Below are 11728 nucleotides of genomic sequence, written 5' to 3'. Positions count from 1 at the left end.
GCAATCCCTTGAGCTTTAAAAATGTTTGAAGAGAATCAAGCATGGGCCGATCAATCAAGTTCTTTTTAAAGTAAATCACTTTTGTTATGAAAAAATTAATGATCATTTGCGTGTTTTTGAGCGCCTTTACCTTTAACGCCAATGCCCAAAAGGGAGACCTGGGCCTAAATACAGCGGCTATGACAGGTTTGCCCACTGGTGATTTTGGCGATGCTTATGGTATGGGCTGGGGGGTATCCCTTAAAGGGCTGTACCGTTTGAATTCAGTCGGTCAAGTAACCCTTTCCACCGGCTATTCCCAGTTTGGGCTGAAAGATACCTACGACGAAAACCTAAAAGGATCTTTGGGTATTATACCCGTATTTGCAGGGTATCGCCATCAGCTGGGGGAACTGTACCTCGAGCCCCAATTGGGACTTTCTGTAAACCGCAGTAACCTGAAAGCAGACTTTGGAGATGCCGGAAACTTGTCGGGAAGCGCTTCGGATACTTCTTTCGGCTATGCCGCCTCCATTGGTTATCTATTGGGTGACGTGGATCTTTCACTGAGCTATCAGGGCTTTTCCCTTTCCAGTCAAGGGCTTGGATTCATTGGGTTCCGAGTCGGGTATCAATTTAAACTTAACTAAACCGTATTATGATGAAAATGAAGTATTTATCGGAGGCAAAAATTATTTGCGCCCTTGTGATGGGTTTGTTTTTAGTCCTGACCGCTTGTAGTGACAGCGAGGATGAACAACCTCAGGAGGAAATTCTACCCCCCATTGTGCTGGCCTGTGATTATTTTAATGAAGACCGGGTCTTGGAAAATGATCCTCGAAGACCAGTTGATTATGTCATTGAATGCTGGGCTAACGTTCAGGGAGCCCTTAGAATTAACCCAGGGGTAGTGGTTGCTTTTGAAAAGGACGCAGGGCTATATGTAAACCTTGACAATAATTTGTTCGAAGTAGTGGGGAGACAGGAAGAGCCGGTGGTTTTCACGGGCACGGTCCAACAGAAGGGGCATTGGAGAGGCCTGTTTTTTACCGAAGCCCACAATCTTAACAATACCATAGAGCACACCGTGATCGAATACGCTGGATCACAAAATCTCACGTCCTCTTCTCCGGTTTACGAAGGTTCCCTGGCCTTAAGGGGCGTTTCAGGCACCCCTCCGCAAGCCCTTTCCTTAAGCCATGTAGAAATCCGCAACGGGGGAAGCGTTGGTTTGGACTTTCACGGTGTCAAGACAAATGCGACTGTTTCAGCTTCCAATCTTGTCATTACTGGAAATGAGGGCGTACCCGTGAAGGTGTCCGCAGAGATGGCGCATATATTTGATAATACGTCGTCCTATGCAGGAAATGCATCAGACTTTCTGAACATTACCTCATCCAATTACGAGATTGAAGAAAAGACGGTCACTTGGCAACAATTGGATGTGCCGTACTTGGTGGACAGTAGGGTACAAATTACTACCAATGGCCACTTGACCATAGAGGCAGGAACGGAAATGCAGTTTAGAAGTGAGGCATACCTACAGGTTTCATCTGGCTGGGCAACCGACGCCCCTAGCCTGAAAATCCAGGGTACGGCTAGCGATCCTGTTCATTTGAAGGCCCATAATGGTACCGACTGGGGAGGGATTTACTATGGCTTTACCGAGGAGGACAATGTAATCGAACATGCCGTTATCGAACATGCCAAAGGAGACTTCCCTGTGGGCAATATCCAGAATACTGGAGCGGTCTATATGCATGCCGATCCCATGCTTACCGTTACCAATACCACATTTCAGGACTTGCCCAACTATGCTTTTTTTGCTTATACGGGAGCAAGTTCCTCGCAACCGGAGCTTCCTAACCTTAACAGATCCAGTAACACTTATATCAACGTGGCCAAAGGAGAAGCTGGTTTAGGTTACTTGGGCTGGAACAATAAACCATAATAATTCCAGAAAAAAAGACAAGATTTCTGCCCAATACGATATCTCAAGTATTGGGCAGATCTCTGGTTGCCAGGGATGAAAATATATTCTTCCATATTGATTTAAATAATTATGAAGTTCATGAAACAAAATTATGTAAAAGCAATTTTCCTGCTTGGATTGGGGTTGGCAATGGCCTGTTCAAATGATGATGTCGAGCCTGAAAAGCAAAATGCTTTGGAGGTGGGTGGTTCGATCAGTGGAGTGGTAAATGGAAAAGAGGTGAATTATCCTGAGGTAAAAGTGGTGCTCTATGGTGGCTCCAACACAGTAGGAATCATTGGGAGCGATCAGGTTCACGAAGATACTACCAATCAGGTACGGGTGGTTGTGCCCTTGGAGCCAACTACAGGAACATTTGACCACAGTGATAATGGATTTGATGTGAATTATGAAGTGATCACATTCAATAATGAAAACGGGTATGGATTTAACAGGGAGAAGACCTCCCAAATAAGGGTCACCGATTATAAAGAAATAGGGACCAAACTGGATACCACTTTTTATAGGGTAAAAGGCACTTTTGAGCGTTATGGCATGCGCAATATGAACAGCGAAACCATCAATATCCAAAATGGTGAATTTGACTTCGTCTATGGAATTTGGTTTTAATGTCTCATTTAAAATTGTACGGAAAGAACTTGTTAACCATAACAAAAATGATAAAAACGAAACAACTCATAATATGTCTGATGCTATTGGCCCTTTCCCCGCTGCACTTACTTGCTTGTGGTTATAGTAAGGAGCGGAACAAAACCGATAGCTTGGATACAGAGGAAGCGGTTGAAGAAATGATGGAGGGTTTATCGAGGATGGAGGATTTTGAACCCTCGAAAATTACCGATATCGAAACCGAAGCACTGGCGCAGGGTATCGATATTGGCATTAAGTCCATTACGATACCCGAGTACCCACGTGGCGATTATATTCCCTTCTCCAATTGCCCACAAGATCAGGTTACGAAATTTGAATTTCGTGTGGAAAACAGGGGGGCAGATTTCGACAAAAAAGGCAAGGGCATCTTCGGAGCCGTCCAGGTCAAAAGACTGGAGGATGGAGCGGTTTTGCTCCAAGAAGAAGCAGTACTTGAATTCAGGGCTTTCACCCCCGGTTGGGTACGTTTTCGCTTTGACCCGATAGACCTGTCCCAAGCAGGACTGTATGAAGTCACCGTCGAGTCTTACCTCATTGATCTGTCAGCTTATATCAAAGACAAGTCTTTGAAACCATTGGACACGGACGTGTCGGATAATAAAGTGGTGTACCTGAGCAAGGTCATTGCCCCCGCATCATTGTCGGAAAATTCCTTGCAGGTGTTTGATTTTGAAGGGGCGCAAAGCGAGGTGGATTTGGCAGCACAGGGCTGGAACTACAGCTATTTGCCTGATTCACTGCTAATTTCAAACAAAGGCCTCGGAGGTTCCAAAGCAATTGAAATGTATCTACATCAAGGCGACAAAAACAAGCGAAAACTATTTACGCCCTCGATGGCGATGCCCGAAGCTGCGTACCTGGACTTTCAGTTTAAGCTACTGGATGCCCGGTCAGGGAAAAACGTGACTGAAGAATTAATGTCCTCGGAAGCCTTTCAGGCGGAGATTTCACTCCAGAAAATCTGTGCAACAGGAGTAGAGGTGACCGTTAAACACAAGGTCTCCGATGCCCTAGCCACCGCAGACGGCTTTTTTAAATTCCCCAAAGTGCCTGTTCATCGGGACCCGGGAAATTACAGGGAGCAAATAGCCTTCACGAACCTATCCGATTATCCGGAAATTCTATTGGTCATCGACGAGGTGCGCGTACAGCAATGAAAATAAAATGTAGGGATCATGCCTTGTACTTCCCTAAGTAGAAACAAAAACAAAGGATAGAAAATCGAGATTCTCTACAGACTTTAAAAAAACAATTTATAAACACATGAAAAAGACAATGATTCAAACCCTAATTGGCATGATGGCTCTATGCCTGATGTCCGCCTGCTCGGGCAATGATGAGGACGGTGTCGACCCCATCAATAGCAATGGCGCGCACACTTATGACATTACCTTGGAAGGCGGGGGCAAATTCTCCGGAGAAGTACCCAAGGAAGTGATGGGGACTTATAATCCGGTGATGTTTGTCGAATTCAACGAGGAGGCCAATGGAGAGCTGCTGACAGGATTGTTGATTGAGAGTGGGAAATTTCAGTTAGGTGTAGGACTTTCCCTGGATGATAACGGTCAGCCCAGTATAGAAGGGGATGGTCCAGGTCTAATATTTGGCGCTTGGGGGACTGAAGATAAATATCGTCCCGCTGGACCTGTAAGCATGACTCTGAAAAACTACAAAGAGCATAATATCTCGATGTATGGAGAAGAGGCAACGGCTGCCTCGTACATTTTGACATTTCAGGGGGATTTTAAACTCGGAGATGACGGAGAGGAAGTATTTGTTACAGGAGAGGTTGTCATAGCCGCACCTTAGATTAAACTGTTGAAATGAAAAAGCTAATCGCAAATACATTACTGCTTACGGTTGTCTGGTTTTGTGCGTGTTCCGAAGAACAGAAGCCGGCTCCGCCAGTCGAGGAGGAAGATTTGACCTTGCAGCTTAGTGCCAGTGAAACAACTGTAATGGCATCATCAACGGTTACTTTTAAGGTGATTGCCATGGAAACACAGCAAACGGTCTCAGGAGCTGATATCTATATCGATGGAAATAAGATAAATGGATATCAGCATGTTTTTGATGAAGTGGGTACCCAATCAGTCGTAGCAAAGATACAGGGGTATATGGATAGTGAGCCGGTGACTATCACGGTTCTGGATCAAATGGCCGAGGTGGATGTTTATGTACTTGGGGGTGGATATGACGAAGTTTCAGGTGGCATTAGACCTTTGTATTGGAAAAATGGCGAACCTGCTATTTACAGTCATGAGTCATCTGAAAACATGATTTACAACAAGATGGTGGTGGCAGATAATCAGGTGTATATCGCTGGTGAAAGACAATTTACAAGGGCTATCGCTTCAGCTTTCTATTGGGAAAACGATACCTATGTGGAGTTGTCAGATCCAAATGATTCCGATGATTATGCCATAGCTTACGATATCTGTGTCTCAAAAGGGGATGTGTATGTGGCGGGAATAAAAGCTAAGACAAACAATATGATGGATATTGTGTATTGGGAAAATAGTGGAGAGACGCCTGTTCATGTAGCGAGTGGTACCTTAGGTCAAACAGGAAATAGTGTGGTTACGGTATCCGGCGATGATGTGTACGTAGCAGGTGTATTGAATGCTGCGCCCACTTACTGGAAAAACGGTGAAGCGGTTTCACTGGAAGGAACAGGAACGGTGACCGATATTGCAGTGTCTGACCAAGGCGATGTGTATATTTCAGGTCATGGATCGAATGGAAATGTAACCGTTGCCAAATATTGGAAAAATGGACAAGAGGTTATTTTGGGGACAGGCGAGGGAGATTCGGAAGCTCGTGCTGTTTTTGTGGAAAATGGCGATGTGTACGTGGCAGGGTATGAAAAGGTATTGCATAAGTCGGGTACGGGTACCGTAAATGTGGCAAGGTACTGGAAAAATGGGGAGGCGATAGATTTGACAGATCGATTATACCGAGCAGAAGCAAACGCCATCTATGTACTGGATGGAAAGGTATATGTTGCCGGTATTGATTTTGGGAGTTCCGGAAAACCCGTCGCTGCGATGTATTGGGGAAATGGGAAGGCAATACAGTTGTCGCATGACGACCACCGAGGGCATGCAGCGGATATCTTTGTGGTAAAGAGAACACAGGATTGATGATGGCTTGATAAACAAATTATAGGTACATGAAAACGAAATATTATAGTTTGCTTGGAGCATTGTGTCTCATGATAGTTGTTTCTTCCTGTATAGAGGGTGAACAGGGACCGGAAGGGCCGCAGGGTGAAAAAGGTGAACAGGGCGAGCAGGGTATTCCGGGTGTCGATGGGAATAGTTTGCTTTATGGAAATCAGCCACCGGAACCATCTGACGGAAAGGAAGGTGATTTTTATATCGATACCCATAGTAGTGAACTGTATGGCCCGAAAACCGCTTTCGGTTGGGGTGATCCCACGGGGTTGCAGGGAGAGCCAGGGAAGGATGGTGAGGATGGTTCCAGGATTTATAGTGGTTCCATGTCACCTTCTCTGAACATCGGGGAATTGGGAGATTTTTACTTCCAAACCACAATAGGTGTACTTTATGGTCCCAAGAGAAGTACAGGATGGGGAAGTGGGGTCAGTCTGAAGGGGCCGCAGGGTGAGCCTGGAACTGCGAATGTGATAGCTTCCAATTGGACGGCCTATAATGTCGACGGCTTATCACCTACTAAGGCGGTGGTGTATGCGTACCTGCCCTCAGCGACCAGAAACCTTTTGTTAAGTGTCACTGGTGCGAGCTCTTTACATGATTTTGTGAACAATGAGAATGGGATATTGCTTGTATATCATAGAAATCCAGTGGATGGCCTGTTCTCGTTGCCCAGTTTTCGTCCTATGGGGACATGGGATATAAAATCTAGTCTTTACTGGACTCTTGATGGAACATCGGGTTGGCAAAACCGAATAATAATTGAGGTTGATAACATGTCTGGGGGAGAATATCCCTTTTCCAGCAAAAGTTTGGTATTTGGTACAGATAGGCCAGAGTTCCGGTTTGTTATGGTTCCTCAAGGAGCATTAAATGCTACTGTAAGAAGCAGAATTAACAGCGATCTTTCTGAACTTACCTATAAAGATGTAATAAACCTATTTGGTTTGGGTGATTAATGCTTAATGGTTTTCTGCCTATGTTTGGAAAAAGGGTCAGGCTAAACTGATCCTGGCCCTTCAAAATCCAAATTTAACTGCCAAGATTCCTCAAACCAATCCAACCGAAGATCGTAGAGAAGTGCGAGCGTATCCTTGTCGACAACCTTGAGAAGCAGATCATCGGCATATACGGCCTTACCAGCAGCTTACGGGACATCTCCGAGTATATCAGGGACATGTACGACACAGAGGTCTCCATACAGGTGATCAGCGATATTACCGACCGTGTCGTCCCCAAAGTCAAGGAGTGGCAGAAAAGGCCGTTGGAAGAGGTATATTGCATTGTATGTCTTGATGCCATGCACATTAAGGTACGGGAGGAAGACAAGGTACGCCATAAAGCCCTATACAATGTATTGGGGATCAACCGTGAAGGGAAGAAGGAGGTACTGGGCATGTACCTTTCCGAAAGCGAGGGGGCGAACTGCTGGCTACAAGTACTCAGCGATCTACAGCACCGTGGAGTACAGGATATCCTGATCGCCTGTACCGATAACCTTAAGGGCTTCCCCGAGGCGATCGAGTCTATCTATCCGAAAACAGAGGTTCAGCTCTGTGTGGTCCACCAGATCAGGAACAGTCTGAAATATGTGGCCAGCAAAAACCAAAAGGAGTTTGCCGGTGACCTGAAAAAGATCTATAAGGCCGAGACAAAGGACCAGGCCGAATCGGCATTGCTGGAGTTGGAAGAAAAGTGGGGGAAGAAATACCCTATAGTGATCCGTTCCTGGAACGACAACTGGGAGAGGCTGAGTGCCTCTTTTGCCTATGCACAGCCCATCAGGAAGCTGATCTATACCGCCAATGCGGTGGAAGCCTTTCATCGGCAGGTAAGAAAGGTCGGCAAGACCAAAAGGGCATTTACCAGTGACATGGCACTTCTAAAGCTGGTCTATCTGGCCACCCAGCGGATCGAGAAAAAATGGACGACCCCATTACAGAACTGGAGCTTGACAGTCCCGCAGCTGGCCATTAAATTTGAGGGGAGGCTCCGGTTGGACACCATATATAGAAACCTAATTGCTTAGTGGAAATTTCCCTTCCCTGGGGCTAGCCCCAGGGAAGGGAAAGGACAGAGTTTAGCTAACACTCCCGAGATACGTGAACAGCTTGCAGGTAATTTGAATTGATGGGGGGAATATTATAGCCAATATCCCCCCATAGGTTAAAGGTTACCTTTTTATTCTTATTTTTTTCCTGATAATCCCGTTTTTATGCATGATATGTACATAGTAAAACCCATTCCCCAGATTGCTGACATCAATGGTCGTCCTTGATTCATTTACGGTCTTGCTCATCAGTTCAGTTCCGGAGGGATCGAATAATTTGATGTTTATCTTTTCCTTATCGGAAACAGATTGTTTTATCAGGTCTTGTTCCAGTTCGATATTTATACTTTCTGATGCAGGGTTGGGGTAAACCTTATAATTTAGCGCTGTACCATAGCAATCTTCTGATCTGAAAGCATAATCCTGATAGGAAGTGCCACAATCGTTCTGCATGCTGACTCTAAAAATGACTTCCTGACCGTATTCCCAAAACTCAAAGTTAATGGACATGCTTTCAGCCCCCCCTGATCCCCAATAGGTAATGTTTGGGTCGGAAGTATAGATCATGGATACATTGGAGATCTCAGAACCTAATAATGGAACATCCAAGGTTACCGGGTATAACAGATCGCATACAACATTATTGATCACTGAGATATAAGGGTTGGCAGTTTGATTGGAACCATTGTAGGAATAGGTTGCATTGCCCTCATCAGGAGAACCTGCATGTACGTAAATAGCCTTTTGAATTTCCGTTTCACACGTGCCATTTCTCACAGTATACGTAATGGTTGCCTGACCTGAGCTGTAGGATGCAGCAGGTGTCAAATTGGCCGTTGCCCCTGAGCCGGAAGATGAGGTTACCAAATTGGAAGGACTGACTGACCAACTGATATTGGTGCCTGATGGCATATTACTTAAAGAAAATGAGGTGTTGGAACAGACAATATCTTCTCCGCTTATATTCATAATTCCACCACTAAAGGCACCTCCAACACCTACAGCGTACCATGCGTCGGTGACAGCGCGTACTTCAGGGGAGTTTTCACAATAAATATCTTCAGCAGCATTGATAGCGGCTATTCTGGCATCCGCATATTCGGAAGAACTGGTTAGGTAAATAAGTTCCATTCTGTAGGCTATCAGGGCAGCCTTTTCAATCCCTATTCCATCGACAGTGTAGCTGTCATTATTATCATTGGTACCACTTCCGCCTTGAGACAATAAATAAAACCAGTGGCTCAAGACCGTTGAATTGAAATGAGGCTCTTCCTGAGCATGCCAATAATCTCCCTGGTATGTGTCTGGGTGTTGGCCTTCTGCCGTATTTGTACTTTTGGGGTTTTGCAAGTTTCTTAGACCATTAAATCCTCCGGAGAACACTTCTTCGCCCATTATCCATGTTGCCTTGTTTGAAGTCGCCCAGTCTTCTATGCATGCCGCCCATATGTCACTGAAACCTTCATTTAAAGCACCGGTCTCATGCCAGCCCGGGGTTAGGTTGGCTGTAAATTCATTAATGCCGTGTCCAAATTCGTGGGCACAGATATCCGAAGACGTCAATGGGTTCGGCTGACCTGAATCTCCATCTCCGTATAACATATATCTGGCATTAATACCCCCTTGCCAAAATGCATTGTTGATAGGGTTTCCGTCAAAATTAGGAGTATAATGGACATAACTTAATATCCTGATACCACTGTCATCTATGCTATTCCTTTGGTGTACTGTTTGCCAATAATCTGCGACCATTTCAGCTCCCCAATGAACGTCCAGGGCTTGTTGATCCTGATTGATTCCTGCCCAGTTCCCGCTTGTCCAATTGGTACCTGTATTGGAGAAATCAGCTGCTGTACCGATATTATCGGAATTATTGAGATTTAAGGTAATGATGTCTACACCATCTCTTTCTTCCCTTAAACGAAATCCTCCTGCGAACGAATCGCTGGTGATCGATAAGTTCCCGCTGTACATGGTTTCGGCCATAGAAGGAGTGTTTACTTCCTCGATATTTCTCTCGGTTTCCAACTTTATTTCACAGGTTAAAGAATATGCCCTTACAATATCACCTGATCCTGCATCCACAAAGATCACCTGTTCATCATTAGGGACCATGGATGAGATGAGGAATTTCCATGCTAAAATCATTTCTTCTTCTTTCCCCTCTTTCATTTCATTTTTGGTAATGACCAGCTCGCCTTCAGGGTAATAGCTGGAAGTAGGGTCGCCCGAGTGTTCTCTAAGAAAGGATTGCATGCCCTCATCTTCCCATTTATAGATTTCTGCATCAATAAAACCCAAAGCGTTGGATAGAGCTGCATCTTCGGTTATTTGGGGCTGTACCGAACCGATATCTATAGTTCTAAAGTGTCCATTGAACTTGGTGATTTTACCGTTTTTTCCATGAACCCAATATTCTGAATTCTCGACTTTTATTCCTTTATAGTATTGTTGGAACTTTAAATGACTCATTCCAAATTTGTCATTGATTTCCTTTACCGGTTTAAAATCATCGTGTTCTCCGGCAAGAAGTAAAGCCAGGAGAGCCTTGGCATTTTCCATTTTTTGATTGGAATGGGCTTTGACTCTGGCAAAGGATATATTTCCCGATCTATCATATTGTACATCTGCCGTTTCACGGACTTGGGCATTGGAAAAAGTGGTACTTAAACAAAATAATACCACTACAAGTAACTTGGTAATAGTTCTCATGGTAAAGTAGTTATGGCTAAACAATTGTCTATGGTCTGAACTAAAATGGCTAATTACCAATGGTGCCTAAAACCAGTTCCTAGTCTCTGGAGTAGATTATAGAAGGTTTGATTTATTGCTGAAAATTGGTATTGACCGGTATTATAAAACTTATCGTCTCCGTTTTCTTTATGGTTTGATGGTGTAATAAAATGATAGATATCAATAGCCAATAAAAATTTTCCTTATTGTGGATCATCAGATACTTTTGTCAACCGATAAAAAACTGCATCTGAGGCATTGGTATGGATAATAAGGGTGTCACTATAAATTCCCTCTACCATAAAATCATTGGGATACCCCAGACTATCAAAGTATTTCATGACATAAGCAGAATCAGCATCAGGATACCCCCATTTGTCCTTATACCATATAAGAGTGGTATCCAGCTTTAATTCAGTACCGGAATAACTTCTGATCCTTTCATTATTGGTGAATTCCAAAAATTGGTTTCCATACTCATGATAACATGTTGCACAGATTCCACCTATTCCATAATGAAGCTCCCATTTGCCCTCTAGGGTATCCTGTATGACAGATAAGGGTTGATTGTATAAAGTGATCGTTGATCGGGGCTTTTCTTTTTCTCCGCAATTACTAAATATAACTGTGAGTAGTACGAAAAAAAATAACGTGGGACCGATAGTGGGAGTTTTCATAGTTATCGGTGTTTGTGGCTGTTGGTATATTAAACTAAAGCAGTCTAAAAACCTGATTTTGTTCGATACTAGGTTGCTAATATAGCTTAAACTCAATGCCCTTACATCACTGGTTTCAGTGATTTTTAGATTTAGGTAAAACTACCTGTTTTCGAGTACCGGCCGAACCTCTTTAAAGTAGGGATATGGTATTGGAGGGTAATTGTCGCCATCTCCTGTGGACTGGGCTGTTTATTACGATCTTTTCTGTGAAAAGGATCTTCATGTCCATCCCATGACGGTTTTTTCCAGATAATTTAAAAATGACATCATAAGGTGTTTTTCATTCGAAACGGAACAAAAGGCAGCTAATGTAGTGCGCCCCCTCCCGTACATACCCGGCCAAAAGACTACCGTATAAACACATGCCGGTCTTGTCTTTTTTGTTTGTTCTGGCATTTTTCCTGCCCGCATACCCTTCCTTTATTCA

Annotated in this window: 9 protein-coding genes and 1 pseudogene; 8 read left to right on the top strand and 2 right to left on the bottom strand. The window is 44.1% G+C overall.

The features are described from left to right. The first annotated feature begins 86 nt into the window (after positions 1-86). The 8 genes and pseudogenes from KZP23_RS02135 to KZP23_RS02100 all read left to right on the top strand — a co-directional run. Entirely contained in the window at positions 87-629 is a 543-nt protein-coding gene (locus KZP23_RS02135; RefSeq protein WP_226334497.1) for a porin family protein, read from the top strand. An 8-nt stretch (positions 630-637) separates the two neighbouring features. Next, positions 638-1930 carry a hypothetical protein gene (locus KZP23_RS02130; RefSeq protein WP_226334496.1) on the top strand — a complete coding sequence of 431 codons (1293 nt, stop codon included), beginning with the start codon at positions 638-640 and terminating at the stop codon, positions 1928-1930. A gap of 120 nt (positions 1931-2050) precedes the next feature. Continuing rightward, a complete protein-coding gene (locus KZP23_RS02125) occupies positions 2051-2581 on the top strand; it encodes a hypothetical protein (protein WP_015264303.1) in 531 nt (176 codons plus the stop codon). A 47-nt stretch (positions 2582-2628) separates the two neighbouring features. Further along, positions 2629-3780, top strand: a complete 1152-nt coding sequence (locus tag KZP23_RS02120; RefSeq protein ID WP_226334495.1) for a hypothetical protein — start codon at positions 2629-2631, stop codon at positions 3778-3780. Between the two features lie 106 nt (positions 3781-3886). Then, positions 3887-4432 carry a hypothetical protein gene (locus tag KZP23_RS02115; protein WP_226334494.1) on the top strand — a complete coding sequence of 182 codons (546 nt, stop codon included), beginning with the start codon at positions 3887-3889 and terminating at the stop codon, positions 4430-4432. A gap of 14 nt (positions 4433-4446) precedes the next feature. After that, positions 4447-5766, top strand: a complete 1320-nt coding sequence (locus KZP23_RS02110) for a hypothetical protein (protein ID WP_226334493.1) — start codon at positions 4447-4449, stop codon at positions 5764-5766. 29 nt (positions 5767-5795) lie between these two features. Further along, positions 5796-6758, top strand: coding sequence for a collagen-like protein (locus KZP23_RS02105; protein WP_226334492.1), 963 nt, complete (start codon positions 5796-5798; stop codon positions 6756-6758). Between the two features lie 101 nt (positions 6759-6859). Beyond that, positions 6860-7828, top strand: a pseudogene (locus tag KZP23_RS02100) (IS256 family transposase); the annotation flags it as partial. Positions 7829-7972: 144 nt separating this feature from the next. On the opposite strand, the gene KZP23_RS02095 reads toward KZP23_RS02100, so the two are convergent. Further along, positions 7973-10561, bottom strand: a complete 2589-nt coding sequence (locus KZP23_RS02095; RefSeq protein ID WP_226334491.1) for a M4 family metallopeptidase — start codon at positions 10559-10561, stop codon at positions 7973-7975. Between the two features lie 224 nt (positions 10562-10785). Continuing rightward, complete coding sequence (locus KZP23_RS02090) at positions 10786-11259, bottom strand: hypothetical protein (protein ID WP_226334490.1); 474 nt, start codon at positions 11257-11259, stop codon at positions 10786-10788. Positions 11260-11728: the final 469 nt, after the last annotated feature.

Source organism: Echinicola marina (genome assembly GCF_020463795.1).
Taxonomy (GTDB): Bacteria; Bacteroidota; Bacteroidia; order Cytophagales; family Cyclobacteriaceae; genus Echinicola; species Echinicola marina.
This window is presented reverse-complemented; position numbering and strand designations above follow the sequence as displayed.

Excerpts from the sequence above, each read along its gene's own strand:
- KZP23_RS02135 (WP_226334497.1), top strand. The coding sequence starts at position 87 with ATGAAAAAATTAATGATCATTTGCGTGTTTTTGAGCGCCTTTACCTTT.
- KZP23_RS02130 (WP_226334496.1), top strand. The coding sequence starts at position 638 with ATGATGAAAATGAAGTATTTATCGGAGGCAAAAATTATTTGCGCCCTT.
- KZP23_RS02125 (WP_015264303.1), top strand. The coding sequence starts at position 2,051 with ATGAAACAAAATTATGTAAAAGCAATTTTCCTGCTTGGATTGGGGTTG.
- KZP23_RS02120 (WP_226334495.1), top strand. The coding sequence starts at position 2,629 with ATGATAAAAACGAAACAACTCATAATATGTCTGATGCTATTGGCCCTT.
- KZP23_RS02115 (WP_226334494.1), top strand. The coding sequence starts at position 3,887 with ATGAAAAAGACAATGATTCAAACCCTAATTGGCATGATGGCTCTATGC.
- KZP23_RS02110 (WP_226334493.1), top strand. The coding sequence starts at position 4,447 with ATGAAAAAGCTAATCGCAAATACATTACTGCTTACGGTTGTCTGGTTT.
- KZP23_RS02105 (WP_226334492.1), top strand. The coding sequence starts at position 5,796 with ATGAAAACGAAATATTATAGTTTGCTTGGAGCATTGTGTCTCATGATA.
- KZP23_RS02095 (WP_226334491.1), bottom strand. The coding sequence starts at position 10,561 with ATGAGAACTATTACCAAGTTACTTGTAGTGGTATTATTTTGTTTAAGT.
- KZP23_RS02090 (WP_226334490.1), bottom strand. The coding sequence starts at position 11,259 with ATGAAAACTCCCACTATCGGTCCCACGTTATTTTTTTTCGTACTACTC.